21 protein-coding genes and 2 pseudogenes are annotated in these 20,471 nt (G+C 35.7%); 17 read left to right on the forward strand and 6 right to left on the reverse strand.

Going from position 1 to position 20,471, the window contains the following annotated elements; translation table 11 throughout:
• Positions 1-74 precede the first annotated feature (74 nt).
• Complete coding sequence (locus tag CIL05_RS15165) at positions 75-1,130, forward strand: M42 family metallopeptidase (protein ID WP_095656396.1); 1,056 nt, start codon at positions 75-77, stop codon at positions 1,128-1,130.
• Between the two features lie 41 nt (positions 1,131-1,171).
• Here the strand turns inward: CIL05_RS15165 and trhA are convergent, their stop codons facing one another.
• The gene (gene trhA / locus CIL05_RS15170) at positions 1,172-1,813 is read right to left on the reverse strand and encodes a PAQR family membrane homeostasis protein TrhA (RefSeq protein ID WP_095656397.1); all 642 of its coding nucleotides are present in this window, start codon (positions 1,811-1,813) and stop codon (positions 1,172-1,174) included.
• 140 nt (positions 1,814-1,953) lie between these two features.
• Here trhA and CIL05_RS15175 point away from each other — a divergent pair, with 140 nt between their 5' ends.
• From CIL05_RS15175 to CIL05_RS15185, 3 genes are read left to right on the forward strand one after another with little or no spacing between them, the layout of a single operon-like run.
• Positions 1,954-2,538, forward strand: coding sequence for a DUF1836 domain-containing protein (locus tag CIL05_RS15175; protein ID WP_095656398.1), 585 nt, complete (start codon positions 1,954-1,956; stop codon positions 2,536-2,538).
• A gap of 16 nt (positions 2,539-2,554) precedes the next feature.
• Positions 2,555-3,538, forward strand: coding sequence for an LLM class flavin-dependent oxidoreductase (locus CIL05_RS15180; protein ID WP_095656399.1), 984 nt, complete (start codon positions 2,555-2,557; stop codon positions 3,536-3,538).
• 45 nt (positions 3,539-3,583) lie between these two features.
• Positions 3,584-4,408 (forward strand): aldo/keto reductase, encoded by an 825-nt coding sequence (locus CIL05_RS15185; protein WP_095656400.1) that lies wholly within the window; start codon positions 3,584-3,586, stop codon positions 4,406-4,408.
• Between the two features lie 185 nt (positions 4,409-4,593).
• Here CIL05_RS15185 and CIL05_RS15190 read toward each other — a convergent pair whose 3' ends face one another.
• Positions 4,594-5,454, reverse strand: coding sequence for a DUF421 domain-containing protein (locus tag CIL05_RS15190; RefSeq protein ID WP_095656401.1), 861 nt, complete (start codon positions 5,452-5,454; stop codon positions 4,594-4,596).
• Positions 5,455-5,555: 101 nt separating this feature from the next.
• Between CIL05_RS15190 and CIL05_RS15195 the strand changes: the two genes are divergently transcribed.
• The 3 genes from CIL05_RS15195 (at position 5,556) to CIL05_RS15205 (ending at position 8,155) form a co-directional block, all read left to right on the forward strand.
• Positions 5,556-5,894, forward strand: coding sequence for a membrane lipoprotein lipid attachment site-containing protein (locus tag CIL05_RS15195; protein ID WP_095656402.1), 339 nt, complete (start codon positions 5,556-5,558; stop codon positions 5,892-5,894).
• A 500-nt stretch (positions 5,895-6,394) separates the two neighbouring features.
• Positions 6,395-7,159, forward strand: a complete 765-nt coding sequence (locus CIL05_RS15200; RefSeq protein WP_095656403.1) for an SDR family NAD(P)-dependent oxidoreductase — start codon at positions 6,395-6,397, stop codon at positions 7,157-7,159.
• Between the two features lie 312 nt (positions 7,160-7,471).
• The gene (locus tag CIL05_RS15205) at positions 7,472-8,155 is read left to right on the forward strand and encodes a serine/threonine protein kinase (protein WP_095656404.1); all 684 of its coding nucleotides are present in this window, start codon (positions 7,472-7,474) and stop codon (positions 8,153-8,155) included.
• Positions 8,156-8,619: 464 nt separating this feature from the next.
• Here the strand turns inward: CIL05_RS15205 and CIL05_RS22665 are convergent.
• A pseudogene (locus CIL05_RS22665) lies at positions 8,620-8,742 on the reverse strand (LysR family transcriptional regulator); the annotation flags it as partial.
• A 347-nt stretch (positions 8,743-9,089) separates the two neighbouring features.
• Between CIL05_RS22665 and CIL05_RS15215 the strand changes: the two are divergent.
• Positions 9,090-9,347 (forward strand): biotin/lipoyl attachment domain-containing protein, encoded by a 258-nt coding sequence (locus CIL05_RS15215; protein WP_095656405.1) that lies wholly within the window; start codon positions 9,090-9,092, stop codon positions 9,345-9,347.
• A gap of 315 nt (positions 9,348-9,662) precedes the next feature.
• On the opposite strand, the gene CIL05_RS15220 is transcribed toward CIL05_RS15215, so the two are convergent.
• Positions 9,663-10,187 carry an isochorismatase family protein gene (locus CIL05_RS15220; protein WP_095656406.1) on the reverse strand — a complete coding sequence of 175 codons (525 nt, stop codon included), beginning with the start codon at positions 10,185-10,187 and terminating at the stop codon, positions 9,663-9,665.
• A 506-nt stretch (positions 10,188-10,693) separates the two neighbouring features.
• Between CIL05_RS15220 and CIL05_RS15225 the strand changes: the two genes are divergently transcribed.
• From CIL05_RS15225 to CIL05_RS15245, 5 genes are all read left to right on the forward strand, one after another.
• Complete coding sequence (locus CIL05_RS15225) at positions 10,694-11,047, forward strand: lmo0954 family membrane protein (protein WP_095656407.1); 354 nt, start codon at positions 10,694-10,696, stop codon at positions 11,045-11,047.
• Positions 11,048-11,067: 20 nt separating this feature from the next.
• Entirely contained in the window at positions 11,068-11,703 is a 636-nt protein-coding gene (locus CIL05_RS15230) for a PspA/IM30 family protein (RefSeq protein WP_095656408.1), read from the forward strand.
• A gap of 99 nt (positions 11,704-11,802) precedes the next feature.
• Positions 11,803-12,534 (forward strand): cell wall-active antibiotics response protein LiaF, encoded by a 732-nt coding sequence (liaF, locus tag CIL05_RS15235; RefSeq protein ID WP_095656409.1) that lies wholly within the window; start codon positions 11,803-11,805, stop codon positions 12,532-12,534.
• The gene (locus tag CIL05_RS15240; RefSeq protein WP_095656410.1) at positions 12,531-13,574 is read left to right on the forward strand and encodes a sensor histidine kinase; all 1,044 of its coding nucleotides are present in this window, start codon (positions 12,531-12,533) and stop codon (positions 13,572-13,574) included. Before liaF ends, CIL05_RS15240 begins: the two co-directional genes overlap by 4 nt.
• A complete protein-coding gene (locus CIL05_RS15245) occupies positions 13,567-14,199 on the forward strand; it encodes a response regulator (protein ID WP_095656411.1) in 633 nt (210 codons plus the stop codon). Before CIL05_RS15240 ends, CIL05_RS15245 begins: the two co-directional genes overlap by 8 nt.
• A 48-nt stretch (positions 14,200-14,247) precedes the next feature.
• On the opposite strand, the gene CIL05_RS15250 is transcribed toward CIL05_RS15245, so the two are convergent.
• Positions 14,248-15,348 carry an FUSC family protein gene (locus CIL05_RS15250; RefSeq protein WP_095656412.1) on the reverse strand — a complete coding sequence of 367 codons (1,101 nt, stop codon included), beginning with the start codon at positions 15,346-15,348 and terminating at the stop codon, positions 14,248-14,250.
• A gap of 413 nt (positions 15,349-15,761) precedes the next feature.
• Here CIL05_RS15250 and CIL05_RS15255 point away from each other — a divergent pair, with 413 nt between their 5' ends.
• Positions 15,762-17,012, forward strand: coding sequence for a C40 family peptidase (locus tag CIL05_RS15255; protein ID WP_240510210.1), 1,251 nt, complete (start codon positions 15,762-15,764; stop codon positions 17,010-17,012).
• A 279-nt stretch (positions 17,013-17,291) separates the two neighbouring features.
• Positions 17,292-17,729 (forward strand): annotated as a pseudogene (locus CIL05_RS15260) (BCCT family transporter); the annotation flags it as partial.
• A 19-nt stretch (positions 17,730-17,748) separates the two neighbouring features.
• On the opposite strand, the gene CIL05_RS15265 reads toward CIL05_RS15260, so the two are convergent.
• On the reverse strand, positions 17,749-18,333 hold the full coding sequence (locus tag CIL05_RS15265; RefSeq protein WP_095656413.1) for a YitT family protein: 585 nt from the start codon (positions 18,331-18,333) through the stop codon (positions 17,749-17,751).
• Positions 18,334-18,647: 314 nt separating this feature from the next.
• Here CIL05_RS15265 and CIL05_RS15270 point away from each other — a divergent pair, with 314 nt between their 5' ends.
• Both CIL05_RS15270 and CIL05_RS15275 read left to right on the forward strand, forming a co-directional pair.
• On the forward strand, positions 18,648-19,940 hold the full coding sequence (locus CIL05_RS15270) for a hemolysin family protein (protein WP_095656414.1): 1,293 nt from the start codon (positions 18,648-18,650) through the stop codon (positions 19,938-19,940).
• Positions 19,941-20,137: 197 nt separating this feature from the next.
• Positions 20,138-20,398 carry a hypothetical protein gene (locus tag CIL05_RS15275; RefSeq protein WP_095656415.1) on the forward strand — a complete coding sequence of 87 codons (261 nt, stop codon included), beginning with the start codon at positions 20,138-20,140 and terminating at the stop codon, positions 20,396-20,398.
• Positions 20,399-20,471: the final 73 nt, after the last annotated feature.

Below are 20,471 nucleotides of genomic sequence, written 5' to 3' on the forward strand. Positions count from 1 at the left end.
CATCATTATACTGTTAATCACTATTCATAAACGTTAAAATAGACATGTCCAAGATATAGAGAGGAGTAATTACAGTGAGTACATATCCAAATATTAATGAAACGAAGGAGCTTATTAAGCAATTAGTTTCGATACCAAGTCCTTCAGGCAATACTGGAAAAGTAATTCAATTTGTAGAGGATTATTTAAAGGAATTAAAAGTGGAAACAAAACGTAATCGCAAAGGCGGTTTAATTGCTACATTACCTGGTGCAAATAATAATGAACATCGAATGTTAACAGCACATGTAGATACACTTGGTGCCATGGTGAAGGAAGTAAAATCGAATGGTCGACTTCGCCTCGATTTGATTGGTGGATTTAAATATAATGCGATTGAAGGGGAGTATTGTGAGATCCACACCACCAGCGGCAAGGTGTATACTGGAACTATTTTGATGCATCAAACATCTGTTCATGTATATAAAGATGCCGGAGAAGCAAAACGCAATCAGGAAAATATGGAAGTCCGAATTGATGCGAAGGTAGAAAATGCTGAAGAAATTCGTGAACTTGGTATTGAAGTAGGGGATTTTGTTTCGTTTGATCCTCGTGTACAACAGACAGATAATGGTTTTATTAAATCCCGTCATTTAGATGATAAAGCAAGTGTAGGCATTCTACTACAGCTTATAAAAAGATTGAAGGAAGAAAATACTACATTGCCATACACGACTCATTTCCTTATTTCAAACAACGAAGAAATTGGTTATGGCGGTAATTCCAATATTACTCCGGAAACAGTTGAATATCTGGCTGTAGACATGGGAGCAATGGGGGACGGCCAGTCAACAGATGAATATACAGTTTCCATTTGTGTTAAAGATGCAAGCGGGCCATATCATTATGGACTCAGAAAACATCTCACCGAGCTGGCGGAAATAAATAAGATTGATTATAAATTGGATATTTATCCTTATTACGGATCAGATGCTTCAGCAGCCATCCGGGCAGGCCATGATATTATTCATGGATTAATTGGACCTGGGATTGATTCATCTCATGCCTATGAAAGAACGCATGAAAGCTCACTAGATTTCACGGAACAATTACTATATCATTATGTCCTGTCAGATATGGTTTCTTATTAAATAAAAAATGAACTTACCAAAATTCTGGTAAGTTCATTTTATTAGAGTACATACAAATATACACATAGAAAATGAAACAAGCTCCCAATCAAAATAAATATATGAAATATCTCGTGAAAGCCAAAGTGTTTAAAAGATAAAAACTTTGGTTTTAACCAATAGATAAGTGCACCGACCGTATAAAATAACCCACCAAGAATAAGCATAAGCATTCCATTGGTTCCTAAAATTGGTGCAAGGGAAGAACTAAAGAAAACTACGATCCAACCCATTGCGACATATAATGCCGTTGATAACCATCTGGGTGCATGGAACCAGACCAATTTAAATGTAACCCCAGTTAAAGCAATGCCGCTTATCACCGAAAATAAAACCCAGCCTGTTACGCCATTTAAGCTGATTAGACATAGTGGTGTATACGTACCTGCAATCAGCACGAAAATCATCGAGTGATCAATTCTGCGGAGAAACGCAATCACATGATCTTTTGCAACAACCATATGATACGTGGCCGAAGCCGCGTACAACAGGATCATACTGACACCAAAAATGGCGACAGCAGTAACCGCGAGTGCTGATTCTGCGGATGCCTTCATTATCATAGCTATTAGCCCAAGAACAGATAGAACTGCACCAAACAAATGGGTAAATCCATTAATAGGTTCTCGAATATAAGCTCCCAATTTATCAACACCTTTCTGTTGGCATGTAGTTATTAAAACTATATGATAATAATATACTCATTTTAACATGTAGTCAATGTTTTACCGGGAAAAGAATTTGACGTATAATAGATGCAAATTAACCAATTGGAGTTTTTACAGTGAAAAACATAAATGAGCTTATTGAAGAATTACACCTTGATACCCGTTTATCCTTAGAAGATATACCAGATCTCGATTTATATATGGATCAGGTGATACAACTATTTGAAAAAAGGTTTTCAGCCACTAAACGCAATGAAAATGATAAAGTTTTAACAAAAACAATGATCAATAACTATTCAAAAGGAAAATTATTTTTCCCAATCGAAAACAAAAAATACTCCAAAGACCATTTAATACTTATAAGCTTGATTTACCAGATGAAAGGTGCTTTGTCGATAAATGATGTAAAACAGACATTGGATAAATTGAATACGAAAATGATGGATAATGAATTTGATCTGCGAAACCTCTATAGCAGTTATCTTCAGCTGCTGGATATAAATATTGAAATGTTTAAAAAGGATCTTCAGGAACATAAAAAAGAAGTAACTAAAAAAGTAGTTAAACTGGAAGATAAAGATGAAGAGTATTTGGAACAATTCTTATTAGCAGCAACGTTTACAAGCATGAGTAATTTTTACCGAAGGGCAGCAGAGAATATCATTGATGAACTAGGAACAACAGATAAGGATGATCAATAGAAAGAAGGTATATGAGATGAAGTTAAGTATTCTGGATCAGGCACCGATATCTACCGGAGCAACTCCAAAAGAGGCTCTGACAGCTACAATTGAGCTTGCAAAAGTTGCTGATAAATTAGGATATACGAGGTACTGGGTTGCTGAGCATCATGATTTACCCGGATTGGCAAGTCCCGCACCTGACATCATTCTAGGTATAATCGGTACGCAAACTGATACTATTCGGATTGGATCAGGTGCCGTATTACTGCCACATTATAAAGCTTTTAATATTGCAGAAAGATATAATATGCTGGCAACTTTATTTCCAGGAAGAGTAGACCTTGGAATAGGGCGTGCACCCGGTGGTTCTGCTGAAGCAACGATGGCTTTATCGGATAATTTTCTTGAACAGGTACGTAAAATGCCGGAAACACTGGATGATTTATTAGCATTTTTTCATCATAGTTTCCAGAAGGAGCATATGTTTTCTAAAATAAAACCAACACCTATTCCAGAAACTTCACCGGTTCCCTGGTTGCTCGGAACAAGTGAAAAGAGTGCCATATTAGCAGCGGAAAAAGGAATAGCCTATGCATTTGGTGATTTTATGACAGATCAGGATGGGCCATCCATTGTGAAAAAATACTTGAAGGATTCTCATGCAAAACAATCACTTATCGCAGTTTCGGTTATTTGTGCAGAAACAACCGAGGAAGCAGAAAAACTCGCTTTAAGCAGTCAGCTATGGAAGGTTCAACAAGCAAAGGGAGAAGGAAAAAGTGGCGTTCCTTCTATAAAAGAAGCTAAAGCTTTTGATTACTCCAACGAGGAAAAGTCAATGGTACAAGACATAAAGAAAAACATAATAATTGGTAATCCAAGCGAGGTAAAGCATCAGCTTGAAGAACTCCAGGATAAATACCAAACAGATGAGTTTATGATCGTTACGATTACACATAGCTATGAGGCCAGAAGAAAATCTTATGAATTGATTGCCAGAGAATTTAAACTACTTTAGCTTTTATGATAGACTAATTATTAAACCATGAAAGGAAGCGATCTTATGCAATTTAAAACATTGAACAATGAACTTCGTATACCACAATTGGGCTATGGTGTATGGAAAGTACCTAATGATAAGGCAACTATTGCAGTAGAACAAGCACTTGAAGCAGGCTATCGGTTGATAGATACTGCGAAAATTTACGGCAATGAACTTGGGGTTGGAAAGGCGCTTGCAGGTAGCAACCTGCCTCGTGAAGATCTTTTCATTACAACAAAAGTATGGAACGCTGATCAAGGTTATGAAAATACGTTAAGAGCATTTGATGCAAGCCTTGAAAAGCTGGGTCTCGATTATGTTGATCTATATTTGATTCATTGGCCAACACCAAAGTTTGATACATATGTAGAAACTTATAAGGCAATGGAAAAATTATATAAGGATGGGCGCACAAAGGCAATCGGCGTCTGTAATTTTGATATCGAACATTTGCAGCGAATCATGGATGAGTGTGAAGTGAAACCTGCTGTTAACCAGGTGGAGTGTCATCCGTATTTGCAACAAAAAGAGCTAAAAGCATTTTGCAGGGAACATGACATTGAAGTAGAAGCTTACAGTCCATTAATGAATGGTACCCAGGTGATGGAAAATAGCGTGATAAAAGAATTAGCAGAACGATTCGGAAAAACACCGGCTCAAGTCATTCTTCGCTGGCATCTTCAATCAGATGTTGTTGTAATTCCGAAAACAGTAACACCATCACGGATGAAAGAAAATTTAAATGTATTTGATTTCGAACTTAGCGAGGCAGATATGGATAAAATAGCTACCCTAGATCGTAATGAAAGAAATAATGCTGTTCCAAGTGAAAATAATGACAGATAAAAATAAAAGATGGTAATTTCCCTTTTAGCCTCAAGCAAGTATTGGGGCTTTTTTGGCAAATAGGAAAGTATAAAAACTTTCCTATTTGCATAAGTGCTACTAAGGTTGTCACCCAAAACCTTGGCGACAACCAAGTTTTCTAACTTTGACTTAGCGAAATATATAATAATACAAAAATGGAGTGTTTATTTTAAATATGGTAATACAGCATTAATAGTATCTTGTAGATTGGCTGCTTGTTTGGAATACATTTCCTTTGCTTCTTTATTTTTGGTTTGGAGAGAATAGCCTTCTAAGTCTGCTTGTACTTTTTTTAACACCGCAGCCATTAATGGACGTTGATCTACTACATGCTGTTTTGTATTATCATCATAAAAGTCTGCATATATATTTCCTTTTGAATCAACTTGGGCCAGGAATACATCTTTTACACTTGAAGCGCCTTGTTTTTCTATCTCCCCCAATAACCATTGTTTCGAATATCCCAATGTCGATAGATTTTTATCAAGGACTTTTCCATCTACAATCACGATTGTTGGACTATGTTCTTCTTCCACAGCTAAACCTAATATCTTGGGAGTGATTGGTTGCTGGTCCGTCTTCTTCATCACACTTAACTGTCCATTCGTTTCAAGTACCGCCATTTCAACATCGGATACTTTAAAGACGTTGTTCTCTCTTAATAAAAGCATTAATTCATTAATTGTAATTTGACTTTTCTTCAGGCTTTTCTCTAATACCTCGCCATTTTTAATCATTATTGATGGTTTACCATCCGTAATACGAGTAAACAGTCTTGATTTTAGCCCAATAATCGATAAAGTAATTGGAAAGATCCCCCATATAATCAATGAAACGACGCCGTTTGATATTTTGATATTTTGATCAACTGACATACTAGCAGCAATAGAACCAATGGTAATTCCAACACAATAATCAAAGAAAGTTAGCTGAGAAATCTGCTTTTTCCCCATGATGCGAGCCATAATCAATAATAAAATAAAAGCACCGATTGAACGAATCAATGTTAATAAATATTCAGGCATAACAAATTCCCCCAGTTCATTGAAAATACAAGTAAGAAATCTTTTTTTTATTATTGGATAAAATAAGATAAACATTCATGATTTAGGAGGAGATATTAAATATGATGAAAAGAAGTGTTTTTTTCTTGTTAATATTAGTAATTCTTTCCGGTTGTACAAATCGAATTGGTGGTGACTATTTCTTTGAGCATATTACCGCAATGGAGAATCAGTTGGAAAAGACCAACTGGGTATTATTATCGGAAGAGGCTAGTAAATTGAAAAATATGTATTCAGATAATAAGTGGAAACTTCAATTACTGGGTGATGAGACAGAGTATGAAGGATTACATGACAATATAAATAAGCTGATTGCAGCTATTGATGTAGAAGATCAGACGGAGACAAAAGTTGGGCTAGCTGCAATTGAATCACTTTTAGAGAATATTTATTCTTTATAGGTTTAGATCGTTGATATTAGAAGTGATATGTGGCTCGTGGAAATAAATATTCACTAACCACAAACCCGGAAAAGCAATAAAATTTTCATTCCATTTATTAACATATAATGCTTTTGTATTCCAACATCAAATACGTCAACTAGCTGAAATATCTATTGCTTTAAAATTAAACTAACAAGCCCATTTATGGCAAGTGTACATTGGAAATACAGCAAACATTTCATCGGCATGTTCAGAATCTTCTTATTGGTGATGACACGTCTCTTGGGAGGCAAACAATTAGTCAACTTACATTTTTCAATTATGTTACGGGAATAGTACTTGAATCTATTGCAAGTAGGAATAACCGAATCTTTCTCCTTCCTGATATCTATTTGTAATAATCCCCAATGTCCACAGTGTAACAATAACCAATCAAATAGTTTGATAATTAAAAGAAATCACAGTAAAATAATAAGTGATTACAAAATGTAAGTTGATTACAAAAAGGAGGAAATGAAATGAGAGACAAGGTAGTACTTATTACTGGAGGTGCTGGCGGTATTGGCAAATCAACTGCACAGCTATTTTTAGACAATGAAGCGAAAGTGGTACTGGTAGATATTAATCAGGAAGCTCTGGATAATGCTAAAAATACTTTGAATGCTAACGAAGACCGTATCCATGTTGTACAAGCAAACGTCACTGATGAAGATGATGTAAAAAATTATGTAAAAGAGACAGTAGATAAATTTGGAAAGATTGATGTTTTCTTCAACAATGCAGGGGTCAATGGTCCGTTTGAAATGATTAAAGATTTGGATAAAGAAAAATTCGAGCAAACCCTGAGTATTAACGTGACAGGAGTATTCCTTGGGCTGAAGCACGTAATTAGGCAAATGGAGGCCCAGGGTAATGGCAGCATCATCAACACAGCATCAAACGCGGCCTATATAGGTTCAGCTGGTATGGCGGGCTATATTGCCTCGAAGCATGGGGTAGCCGGACTTACAAAAACAGCTGCTCTTGAAGCTGCGGGTAATGGAATTCGTGTAAATGCGGTCGCACCAGCAGCAATCGATACACAAATGCTTGCCGACATCCAAAACAATATTACACCAGGTGAACCGGAACAATCCGGAGAAGCAATTAAACAGGGAATCCCTGCTGGACGCTTCGGTGCACCAGACGAGGTTGCACAGGTTGTTCTTTTCCTTGCCTCGGACAATGCATCATTTGTTAATGGCTCGCTGTATAATGTTGATGGCGGAATGCAGGCGGATTAATAGAGTGAGGATAGCTTCGAAATTGTGGGAGCTATCCTTTTTTATGGGTTTTTTGCTATAAACGAAGCAGAATAGTGACAATAAAGTTGTGTAAAAAATAATATAGTCGTATAATTCATAAAAAAGTTAGATAAAACATCTATTACATTAACGAAGCACGCTTGTGGAACAACAGTAAAGAACTTTCTTATTACAAATTTTGTATATTATGACATAATGAATTTAGAATAAAGCTTAAATCATTAGAACAATCCTCCATTTAATGGAGCACTGATAAAGTAATGCAATGAATGTGAACGAAGGGAGGAAATTATGGAAAACGAATGGGATGCAGCAATTGATTCACTTTCTCAAATTAGCATTAATTCAAACCGCAACAATGAACCTGTAACCATTTATGGGGATCATGAAAGTCTAAAGTTCATTGGTGTTGGGACAGATGCAGCAGTATTTCAATCTTTTCTCGCTCCTGATTATGCATTTAAATTATATGCGGAAGATAAATTAACCAAACTAAAAGCAGAATCAAAAGTTTATAATATGTTAGGAGAATCAGCGTTCTTCTCCACATGTTTTGCTTCTTACGATAATTTCCTTGTATTAAATTATGAGGAAGGAAAAACGCTCTTTGATTGCCTGCTACAAGGCGTTCATATTCCAGAGCAGGTTATAAAAGACGTGGAGCATGCTAGGGAATATGTGCGTGAAAAGGGGTTAAATCCCCGTGATATCCATTTGAAAAATATTTTGCTGCAAAACGGAAGAGCAAAAATATTGGATGTTTCGGAATATATACAGCCAGGTAATGATTTTCGATGGGAGCATTTAAAAAAGGCGTATGAAGAGCATTATCACATTATTGATGGAAAATCAGTTCCGTTTTGGTTAATGGAAACGATCCGAAAATGGTATAATCAGAGGAATAAACATTATTCCTCCTATGAAGAATTTATGAAAATTGTCTTGAAATTTAAAGCGTTATTTAAAAATTCTTAAGTCTGATCAGCTCCACCAGTGAAAAAGCTAAGAATATTTAAACTTTGAACAAAAGAAAAGGAAATCAAATAAAAGGATGTTGCTGTAAAAGTTATTCACTTTGCGGAAACATCCTTTTATTTTTTTAAATTTGTAGACACCCTGGACTGCGTGAAAAAAGATTGAATACTATTGAGGATCAAAATACACGGGTAATAGAAATGTTAGTGGACATAAGGGATAAAAATTGTTTTTTTTACTAAATTAGCTAATAGTAGTTCGTTTCTAATTGTGTTAACTGTCGGATTGCAAGGCGATCGATAACGAGGTCTTTTTATTTGGACAATGTTTTTTGAATATTATGGTTTTATTGGATAGAGATAGTGAGCTAATAAGGAGTTATAGTGTAGAAGGAAGGATAGAACAGGAAGTAATGGGTTTGTTAATATTTTTTCTTCACGCTCGAATAATTCGACTTCAAGCTAGCACTCCAGGTTGGCATTTTGCCTGCTTATTGCTGATTGGGCAACATGTAAAATTGGCAGATGCCTAGGAAACTGTTCCCGTTCTGCCACTTCCATAAAATAGCGTAATTGACGCAGTACCATTCCTATCATCCCAATACTTATCAAAATCAGATTAATTTAATGCAAATTATATATTGTTTAGATTGATCAGAAGATTTATAATTACTAATACACAGTAAATATAGAATTGATTGATAATTGTTGGTGAAAGTACTGAAGCATATACACAAAAACTTGACCAAGTTTTACAATTCAGACTCACTGATGAGTTCATTTTTAATAGCTGTTTGGTTAAGAATGGATATTTTACATGTATCTTGAAATTTTCTGTCTTTATCTACATGAAGAATTTTTAGACCTGCATCGAACAAGACAAAAAAGTTATAAACTCTTTGAAAAATGGATTAAATAAAGGAGATGAATTTAAGATGGACTATGAAGTATTCCCAAGACGCTGGGGTTATGGACAAATTATTACAAGCCCAATTAAAGGACGTGTGGAAAGTATCAATGTCGAATCAGTAGAAAAAGTTCGAGAACAGCAATTGTTAGTAATGATTCGAGCAGAACAGGGAGATGTGAAGCAAATTCTGATTGGGATAAGCGGAATAGTCGAGAAATTAACTGTGAAAGTTGGTGACAAAGTAGTTCGTGGAGATGTTCTCCTTTTTATAAAGGAAGATTAATAAGTAAGGAAAGATCAAATGGTGGTCCGCAATTAAAGGTTAATCCGGGCACACGAGAAAGACTATCCATCTGAGATTCATAGGATAGTCTTTGATGCATACACTTTCGAATCCCTATCAATCTTTTTTAAAAATGGATTCTTTTTATTCGCCATAAAATAAGTGCATAAGTAATACTTCGGAGCAAATGCGATAGCAGACGAAAATATTTTTCTCTTTCTATTGCATTGCTCAGGATGCTTGTGCTACAGAGTACAAGGGTTTCTAAGAAAGCAAATACGCTTTCTGGAGTTCTTTTAACAGATACTTAGTTTTCTAATATTCGTCCTCATATTCCTCAAAATCCAATACTTCAATCACATCAGACCAATGCAGTACCGTGCCAACAAAATCTCTAATATCCAGTCCCTTCATCTCATATGTTTCATCATTATTAACAGTTCCGGTAGCATCTTCAATAAATGTTACTTTAAAGCCGCGGTCATATGCTGCAATAGCTGTGAACTGACAGCAGAATTCTGTATTAAATCCTGTTATAAAAAGATGATCCACTTCCAATTCTTCAAGTAACGAACTGAGCTCTGTTTTGAAAAAAGCACTCGGTGTCTGCTTTTCAATCACATGATCAGGGTATTGGCTAAGCGAATTATGCAGTTCTGAGCCATCACCTTTTTTATAAAGCGGGCTTTCTTTCTCATCATCCAAATGCCGAATGAAAATTACTGGCTCATCATTTTCCTTGAAATCCTGAATTACTTTCTCCATTAAAGATATTTCTTCATTAAAATCACCAAATTCAACAATTCCATTTTGTACATCAATAACTAGTAATGCTCTCATTTTCTCACCCCTATTCTTAAAAGATTCGACATAAATCATATTATCCCTGCTAAGTGTTAATAGAAATTTAAGCCTCTTTTTGTAAATGTAGGCACATATGTAATTTTAGTTGCTTTATAAACATCAAATTGGATATAAATTGCGACACAAGATAGGGATCGGAAAAATCACGCAGAACTTAGAGCTCTCAAGGACAAAACAGACTTAATCCAAGTACGAACTGTCCAATAGAGCTTCTCAAGGACAAAACTGCCTAAAGCCAAGCTCGAACTGTCCAATAGACTTTCTCTCTACGCCCGAACTAACAAAAATGAGAAGCAAACGGTCGCATAGCACGCATCTTTACGACCAAACGAATCAAAATCAGGTACAAAACTTCCAATAGAGATACCGTACCTACACCCCAATAAGCCCCAAGGCCTAGTACAAAATATAACTCAGGCTCATTACTGCGTCTTCGTTTTCCAGGTAAGATGGAATCAAGATAAAGAAAGGAGGCGGAATAAATGAAAAAATTCATGTTGTTTGTTGGAGGGTTAATCGCCCTGTTCATTTTGTTGGCCAACCTCGGACCAATGATCCTGTTAGGCCTCAGCATCTGGTTACTGTATGTGATTTTCAAGAAATTCGTAAAAAGTGATTCAACTTCTGGGAAAATCGGCTGGGTCATATTAGGATTGATTGTTCTCAGCATTACTTTTTCTAACATATTTGCCGTGATAGGTGTTGCTGCAGCATATGTATTGTATTTAATTTTTACAAGCTGGAAAAAGGATGATAGTGATCCAGTTGTATATGAAATGGATGATGATGACCCATTTAAAAACTTTGAACGTCAGTGGGCAGAAATAAATAATTAATTAAAAGGAGAGAGATACAAATGACTAACGTATTTACACGTATGAAAGAATCCATTTCAGGTGATCTTCATGAAATGATGGATAGAAAAGAACAAAAAAACCCGATCGCAGCCTTAAATCACTATTTACGTCAAAGTGAGCAGGAAAAAGAAAAAGTAAGAAAGCTGGTTGATCGTCAGTATAAACTGAAAGATGAATTTACGAGAGAATACCATAAAGCACAGGATCTTGCTGACAAGCGCCTGAAACAAGCTGAAATTGCGGAAAAAGCAGGAGAAGAGCAAATGCATGAATTTGCTGTGAAGGAACATGAGGAATATCAGGTTCGAGCAGATCGGATGAAAGCTTCACGTGAAGAAGCGGTGGAGCAACTTGAATTGCTAGAACAAAAATATGAAGATATGAAACATAAATTGAAGGACATGCACCTGCGTCGTATGGAATTAATGGGACGTGAAAACATTGCCCATGCAAATCATCAAATTAATAAAGTAGTTGAGGAAGCATCTGACAAGCCATTCTCTAAGTTTGCTGAAATGGAGCAATATATCGAAGGATTGGAGTATAAAGTGAACAGTTCTTTCTATCGCAGCACCTTCGATAGCAAGATTGCGAAACTGGAAAAAGAAATGAATGAAAAAGGAAACCAGGCTTAACTTGTTAAATTTCTACAGAAAAAAATTAAATAATGTTATAATTTACAGGCGCATTTAATTGCGTCTGTTTTACATAAAAAAGAAAGGAGGATCATTCTTATGTTCAAGCGATTAAACACAGATACATTAAACTGGATATTGATAATTGGAGTGATCCTCTTTGTTATTGAGCTTGCATTTTTCCATGGTGGCATGATTGCATCGGCCTTGTTTTCAGGAATTCTTATTTATGTTGGCTGGAAAAAGTTTAATCGCCTATGGGGTAAAATTGTTTTCTGGCTCGGTGTAGTTGGTGCGGTATTTGCTGTATTAAATATGCTTGCCGTACGTTTTCTAATCATTGCAGCAATTGTTTTATTTATCATTAACTACTCTAAATCAAAAAAAGAAGCAGAATTTATAAAACCGACTCTTTCAATCGACCAGGAAGTTATTATTGATCCGGTTGTACAGGTGAAACCATTATTTGATCATAAAATTTTTGATGATCAAAAGACGGAAGATACAGCCTATCAATGGCGGGATGTTAATATACATGGAGCATTTGGTGATCGGGTAATAGATTTAAGTAATACGGTTCTTCCCAATGATACTGCCGTGATTTCTATTCGTCATCTTGTTGGAAACATTGAAATATACGTACCATACGAGGTGGAAGTGAGTATTCACCACAGTTCCATCTTTGGCCGTGCACATATTTTGGGTGAACAAAATTGGAAATTGATGAATCAATCACTATTTTACCAAACAGAAAAATATGATTCGGCTTTACCACGGGTAAAAATTATTACGTCATTGTTATCCGGAGATATCGAGGTGAAGCGGATATGAATACAATTTTGCGTCAGGTATTTACCGCAGTATTATTCAGCATTATGATTTCAATAACAATGGTCGGAATAACATTAGCCTTATTCCTAGGGGATGACTGGTCAAGCGTATTGGCATATAAAATTGGAGAAATTCCTTTTTTATTAGTGGTTATAATTGTCCCCCTATCTGCAGGACTTATTGTAGGCATCGTCACAGGAGTTTATTGGCGCCAGCGATTGCATCGAATTGAAAAACAAATGGATGAAATCATTAAAGGACAAAAATTAACAACAGATGATGAAACATATAAAGAACTGGACAATATTCAAAACTATTTAGAGCAAATACAGGAAAAAATTAGATTACAAACGGAAAATGCGCAACGTTTAGCTACAGAGAGGGCAAATGAACGTGAAAAAAGTCTACAGGAAATTGTCGTTCAGGAAAGAAATAGACTTGCACGGGAATTACATGACTCTGTTAGCCAGCAGTTATTCGCTGCATCCATGATGATGTCAGCAATTAATGAATCAAATCCACCGAAGGATGCAGGTATGAAAAAGCAGCTGTTAATGGTGGAAAAAATGATTCATCAGTCACAGCTTGAAATGCGTGCATTATTGCTCCACCTGCGCCCTGTGGCACTAAAGGGAAAATCACTGCAGGAGGGTGTCCAGGAATTATTGGTTGAGCTTACCCAAAAGGTGCCCATGGATATTGACTGGAAGGTTGAACCTTTTACAGTGGATAAAGGGGTGGAAGATCAGCTTTTTAGAATCTTGCAGGAATCTGTCTCAAATACACTGAGACATGCCGATGCAACCTCCTTTCATGTGATGTTAATCGAAAGGGATGATACGGTAATTTTAAGAACAGTCGATAACGGAATCGGATTTGATATAGAAAAAGTTAAAACAGGCTCCTATGGTATGCAAAATATGCGTGAGAGAGCTTATGAAGTTGGTGGAGTATTTAAGGTGATCAGTTTACCAAATGAAGGTACACGTTTGGAAGTTAAGGTACCTAACCTGAAGAAAGAGGATGAGGCGATTGATTAAAGTTTTATTTGCAGATGATCATGAAATGGTGCGAATCGGTGTTTCTTCCTATTTGTCAGCGCAACCTGATATTGATGTTATAGCAGAAGCTGATGATGGAGGACCTGCCGTGGAAATGGCATTATCATTAAAACCGGATATCATACTTATGGATCTGGTGATGAAAAAAATGGACGGAATTGAAGCAACCAGGCAAATCATTGAACAGTGGCCAGAGGCTAAGATCATAATAGTCACAAGCTTTCTGGATGATGAAAAAGTATATCCAGCCTTGGAAGCTGGTGCAACGAGCTATATGCTGAAAACTTCAAAAGCCAGTGAAATAGCAAAAGCAATTCGTTCCACCCATGAAGGACAATCCATTTTAGAGCCAGAAGTAACAGGGAAAATAATGAATCGAATGCGTAAGCAACCAGAAGTAAACCTGCATGACCAATTAACAGAAAGAGAAATGGAAATTTTAATGCTTGTGGCACAGGGTAAAACAAATCAGGAAATTGCAGATGAATTATTTATTGCACTTAAAACAGTGAAGGTCCATGTGAGCAATATTTTAGGAAAACTGGAAGTACAGGATCGTACACAGGCTGTTATTTATGCGTTTAAGCATGATCTAATAAAATAAGACTGTCCTATAGACGAAGGTCAAACGTCTATGGGATAGCCTTATTTTTTATTTTCCATAAAACTTTTCGACAAGATTATAAATCGACAATAATTCATACAAGACAATCAATTCAGGTATGAAATTAGTCGGATGCTTCTCATTATTTTTAGGCAGTAAAGAAATTGTATCCAAATTTCTTTCTGCATAAGTGCAACTAAGGCATCGCCCAAAGGATTGGCGAATGCCAAGTTTTCTAATAATACTTTCATTATCTTCCCAAAAAATTTCTGTTAATTGTTTTAATTGCTGCTTATGTTCTTCGGGGTTATAGTATGCCGGTTTTTGCAGACTCTCCGCTAAATCCTTTACAGCAAGTAAAATTATTTCTTTTTCGTTTTTTGTCCATGAAATGGTTTTTAGTGGTGTATTAATTAAATTGTCAATATGATAATTGATTAAACGTAAATTCATCAATTGATCCTGGGCATAGCTGAATTGCTGTTTTTCACTTCCAACAAGCGGATGGAATTTTGATTCGTCTTTTTGAAAACGAATTAATGTTTCCGTTTGATAAATTCTTTCATCCAGTTGTTTAATCATTTCTTTTTCTGCAACATCGTGCTCATGATTATCTTTTAGAATATCACGAAATACTTTTTCAACAGCTGATCCTGTTTTTTTACTTATCCCTTGAATGTTCTTTATGATGTCGGTAGTATAATCAGGTGGTAAAACAAACATATTGACTCCTGTTGATACGAGGAGTCCGACAGTTGTTGTTCCAAGTCGAATAAAAAATGAAATTAAATAATTGCTGTGAATTACCTCTACCATTGCTACAGCAGTAAGTGTAGCGACAAGTAGTCCGGCATGTAATTTTAGTCTAAAGCATGTTGCAATTGTTAATACAGCTGCAAGTGTATACGTAAGTGGAGAATTTCCGAAAATAGAAATAAAGAAAACAGCATAGGCTGAGCCAATGGCAGATGCCGGAAAACGGACGAATCCTTTTTTAATTGAATCGGCAACAGTCGGCTCCAATGTTACAATTGCCGTGATTACGGCGAAGACCGGGGGCCAATTCAGTAACTCACAAATCCATGCCGTAAGAAAAATGGAAACCCCCGTTTTTACAACACGTCCCCCAAATAAATCAAATTTCTTCAAAAAAACCGCACCTCCCACTCTATACATTATGTCCAAATAGCTATAATTTCCAACAATAACCCGGATTACCTGAAGCGAACCTTCGTCTACCACCGCTCTAAAGGGATTAACTGGGGTCGACTAATTCGCAACTTATCATAAGTAGCCTATTATTCACCAAAAAAGTATAATATCTTCCACTACGATGATGAACTTTTTAATGAAAAAAGGGGTTTAATGTCATTATTGAAATATAATTGTAATATTACTCTAACATGGGTGAAACTTTTCAATGTTATACTACAATTGTCCTAGATTGATAGGGTACATATTATAAAATATATACATATCACTGAACTGCAAAATTAAATGATACCATGAAATATACATAGAGAAAAATATAGCAGTTGTGAAGGAAAGCGGGGAACGAAAAGTTGAAAAAAACATTAGTTACGATGGCCACAGTTACAGTGGTAGGTTTAGGCAGTACCTTTTTTGGAACAACAACCCATGCAGATACATTAGACGACTTACATAATAAACAAACACAAATTGAAAATGAACGTTCAGATATTAAAGCGAATCTATCAGAAGCCGAGGGCGAAATTGCTGATATTTTAATAGACCTGGAAGAATTGAATAAGGAAATCGATCGTGTAGATGGAGCCTTGAAAGAAAATGAAAAAATGATGACTGATACAGAAAATAATATTTCTGATACGCAAAAAGAAGTCGATTTACTGGAAGAAAATATTGTTAAACTAGAAGAAGCTATAGAAAAACGTTACGATATTTTAAAAGAGAGAATTGTTTCCTATCAAAAAAGTGGTGGGAATATTAGTTACCTGGAAGTAGTGTTCGGTGCTAAGAGCTTTGGTGACTTTATCAGTCGTGTAACAGCGGTAAATAAAATTGCTGCATCAGATACAGCATTAATGGAAAAACAGGAAGAAGATAAAAAAGAAGTAGAAGCAAAACAAAATGAAGTAATTGCGAAACTTGATGAATTGAAAGAAATGAAGGTAGAACTTGAAGGTATGCAAGCAACTATCATGGAACAAAAAGAACAAAATGAAAAAAAGAAATCAACCTTAAAAACAAAAGAAAAAGATTTGCTTGCATTAACAGAAGAGTTACAAATTGAAGATAGTAATCTGGCATCACTTGAGTCGGAAGTAAAACAAAGTATTGCTACTGCAACTAGTCCGGCACCATCGGTTGCTCAAGCATCTTCAAATAATTCAAATAGTAATCTAACAACTTTAAGCAAAAAAGAAAGTAAAAAAGCATCAGCAAAACCAGTTGTTTCCAGTGGCAGCGGTAATATAAGCACGGCTATTAATGCCGGATATCAATATCTTGGAGTACCATATGTCTGGGCTGGAAAAACACCTAGTGGATTTGATTGTTCCGGATTCGTGTCATGGGCTTTCGGACAAGCAGGTATTTCCATTCCATCAAGTACATCCGGTTTATCCGGTATAGGATCTCAAGTATCCTACAGCAACATTCAGCCAGGAGATCTTGTGTTCTTTAACACATATAAAACGAATGGTCATGTTGGAATTTATGTTGGTGGCGGTAAATTTATCGGATCACAGAATTCTACAGGGTTGGCAGTGGCAGACATGACTTCCGGTTATTGGAATGATCATTTTGCAGGACATGTACGTCGCGTACGTTAATTAATTATAAAAGCTAAAAATCCATCCTAAATTTAGGATGGATTTTTTCATGTGCAAAGCTTAATCCAACCTACGATGAAATTATCAAAAGATTTAATTAAGTCAAAAAGCACCACATTACCCCCGGTATTATTAGATTCCGTCTTAGACTTTGTATTTAAAGTAACCTAATGAAGGTTTGACATTTTTCGTCTTTTCCTCTAATCTTATTCTGGAATAATTTAGGAATGTGGATTTCCTGGTACAAGTATGGTAAATAGACTTTGGAATAAATAAGGGTTGCAGTGTGCAGCATTTGGCGGTACAACATTATTCAGTGATTTAAATAACGGAACAGCTATAGCAGAAGCTGTTAATGCAGATATTGCAGTAGCATTATTTGAAACCTTTGTTGATTTACCTTTTCCGAACATTTTATCACTGTTGTCTATATTTCTGATATTTACTTTCCTAGTAACATCAGCGGACTCTGCAACTTATATTTTGGGTAGTATGACTCCCATAGGTAGTTTGAATCCCGCTCTATTTGTAAAAATTACTTGGGGTGTTTTAATTACAGCAATTGCCGTCGTGCTACTTCTGGCGGGTGGACTGGAAGCATTGCAAACCGCCTCATTAATATCGGCCTTACCGTTTACAGTAATACTGCTAATCATGGTAGTAGCGTTCATACGATTAGTGAAAAAGGAATTTAATAAAGGTAAAGATGAAAAATAAAATCTCGGCAGCTAAAAGATTATTCTTTTAGCTGCTTTTTTCCATATAGTTTAATTATCGTTGATGTGGTCAAACCTATTATTCCAACCATAATGCAGGAGTAGATAAAGGTAGCTTCAGGAATGAAGGACCAACCCAATAATAGAATCATACAATCGATCATAAAAATATAAATACCTGCATTAACTGCAGTTAGTCTGGATAACAATAACGCTATCAGATCAGTTCCACCAGTACTTGTTTCAGATAAAAGCATCATGCCAACGCCTGTACCGATGAAAATACCGCCTATTAGTGAACTGACGAATATTGGGGCTGGATACCAATAAGAAATTGGCTGAAATAAATCGATTAAAAAGGAGGATACTAACAGTCCGTGGATGCCATTGTAAAAATAGGTTCGATTATAATAGAAAGCAATCATATATAAAGGAATGCTTAATAATATAATTGTTAATCCTGGTTTAAATCCAAATGCATATTTACCTATTAGTCCCAGCCCGATGATGCCACCATCCAATAAATGATTTGGTATAACAAAATAATTTATTCCTATTGCAATAAAAACACTTCCACCCAGTATAGAACATATTTTTTTGATCACCTAAATACCCACCTTGTCCCAAAAGCTTACTTAAAATAATATGATTAGTAATAGACATTCATGTCCTTGAAATCAAATATTATTAATAATATTCCTCTAAATATAGACTCAAGATTTTATATACTATATAATTAGTTTAGGGAAGTGGGTGGTTCTAATGGGAAGGTAAAACTATATGGACGATTCAATTTTGATTCAAAGTATATTTTTACAATTGAACTAGAATCATCAACGAATAGAGCGTTTATTTTGATGACTGGATTTTCAAAAAAATAGGAGGTGAAATCCTTATGTCATAGACATGGGGATCTTAATTGGACATAGGTACCATAATTAATTTATTTGCAGTTGCTGTACTGATAATGATGACCGCTTTTTTCGTAATGGCCGAATTTGCGATTGTGAAAATACGGAGTACACAACTTGAACCACACATAGAAAACGGAAAGAAATCCGCCGTTTATGCCAAACAGGTTGTCACACATCTGGATGAATACTTATCTGCATGCCAGTTGGGGATTACCATTACAGCACTTGGAATTGGGCGTCTTGCTGAGCCAACTTTTGAAAAAATGCTTCATCCGATCATCGGACAATTTGGATTTAGCAGTGCATTTGTAACAACGATTTCAATTGCTATATCGTTCTTGATTGCAACTTTTCTACATGTTGTTGTCGGAGAACTTGCTCCCAAGACATTGGCAATTCAAAAGGCAGAACAGGTTACACTTTGGACTGCCAGACCACTTATATGGTTTTACCGGCTGCTTTTCCCATTTATCTGGTTCTTAAACGGTTCTGCTCGACTTTTATCACGTTCCGTTGGGTTAAAGCCGATGAGCGGACATGAAGAATCACATAGTGAAGAAGAGCTTCGTTTGATTCTTGCTGATAGCTATAAGAGTGGAGAAATTAATCAGTCAGAGATGATGTATGTAAATAATATTTTCGATTTTGATGAGCGTGTAGCAAGAGAAATAATGGTTCCACGCACTGAGATGATTTATTTTTCCAAAGAAGATAGTTTTGATACAAATCTTGACGTAATCCTCGAGGGTCAGTTTACCAGATATCCTGTAGCTGATGAGGATAAGGATAATATTATTGGACTCGTAAATTTGAAGGAAATTTTTACTAGCCATCTTAAAGATAAAAATGCAGCAATTGAGGATTATATCAGACCAATTCTTCATATATCCGAAGCAACGCCCATAAAAAAGGTTCTTTTAAAAATGCAAAAGGAACGAATCCATATGGCAATCGTTAATGATGAATATGGTGGAACTGCGGGCCTGATCACCGTTGAGGATATACTGGAAGAAATTGTTGGTGATATCCGTGATGAATTTGATGATAATGAAGTTCCTATGATTGAGGAAGTTAATGAAAACACAACAATTGTATCAGGAAGAGTTCATTTAGATGATATCAATGATCTGTTGGGAACAGAATTAATAGATGAGGAAATTGATACAATCGGCGGCTGGGTATTTACAAATAATCTGGATGCCAAGGAAGGTACATCCATTGAATTTGATGGGCATCAATACACTATTGATGAAATGGATGGATATCAAATAAAGAAAGTTAAAATTATGAAAATCTAATATGTGGTGGAGAAACATTCTAAATCCTATAGAAAATAGAGACCAAATCGTATAATGATTTGGTCTCTATTTATTGGTATTCAGTAGATATCTGAATATTTGTGCGTAATGTGAGCAATTTAGGCCTTATAGTGAAACTTTTTTCTTTCCAATACGGACGAAAAATATAAGAACAAAAAGACAGGGGAGGGTCATAAGTGAAAAAGTATATTATTTTTGCTGTTAGTTTTATATTTATATTTTCATTATTCCAGATTTTGTCCGGAATTATTCTAACATATACATATACTCCGGATATAACAGAGGCGTGGAATATGAGTGCTAATCTATCTCAGGAAACTGTTATGATAAGTAATCATAATTCGTTTTTACTAACATTACTTATTGCTTTTCTTTCTGCCACAGCTGCATATTTTATCCCGAAAAAACTTAAAAATACCAACTATCATACCAAGTAATATTTGCGCCAGCGAGTGTTTTTATTACATGAGACATCTTTTTTTATCAATATATAATTGTTAACGCATGAAA

Origin of the sequence: Virgibacillus profundi (assembly GCF_002287375.1) — a bacterium.
Taxonomy (GTDB): domain Bacteria; phylum Bacillota; class Bacilli; order Bacillales; family Amphibacillaceae; genus Virgibacillus_K; species Virgibacillus_K profundi.

Coding starts and splice junctions, on each gene's coding strand:
- CIL05_RS15180 (WP_095656399.1), top strand. CDS start 2,555: ATGAAGTTAAGTATTCTGGATCAGGCACCGATATCTACCGGAGCAACT.
- CIL05_RS15185 (WP_095656400.1), top strand. CDS start 3,584: ATGCAATTTAAAACATTGAACAATGAACTTCGTATACCACAATTGGGC.
- CIL05_RS15190 (WP_095656401.1), bottom strand. CDS start 5,454: ATGCCTGAATATTTATTAACATTGATTCGTTCAATCGGTGCTTTTATT.
- CIL05_RS15195 (WP_095656402.1), top strand. CDS start 5,556: ATGATGAAAAGAAGTGTTTTTTTCTTGTTAATATTAGTAATTCTTTCC.
- CIL05_RS15200 (WP_095656403.1), top strand. CDS start 6,395: ATGAGAGACAAGGTAGTACTTATTACTGGAGGTGCTGGCGGTATTGGC.
- CIL05_RS15205 (WP_095656404.1), top strand. CDS start 7,472: ATGGAAAACGAATGGGATGCAGCAATTGATTCACTTTCTCAAATTAGC.
- CIL05_RS15215 (WP_095656405.1), top strand. CDS start 9,090: ATGGACTATGAAGTATTCCCAAGACGCTGGGGTTATGGACAAATTATT.
- CIL05_RS15220 (WP_095656406.1), bottom strand. CDS start 10,187: ATGAGAGCATTACTAGTTATTGATGTACAAAATGGAATTGTTGAATTT.
- CIL05_RS15225 (WP_095656407.1), top strand. CDS start 10,694: ATGAAAAAATTCATGTTGTTTGTTGGAGGGTTAATCGCCCTGTTCATT.
- CIL05_RS15230 (WP_095656408.1), top strand. CDS start 11,068: ATGACTAACGTATTTACACGTATGAAAGAATCCATTTCAGGTGATCTT.
- liaF (WP_095656409.1), top strand. CDS start 11,803: ATGTTCAAGCGATTAAACACAGATACATTAAACTGGATATTGATAATT.
- CIL05_RS15240 (WP_095656410.1), top strand. CDS start 12,531: ATGAATACAATTTTGCGTCAGGTATTTACCGCAGTATTATTCAGCATT.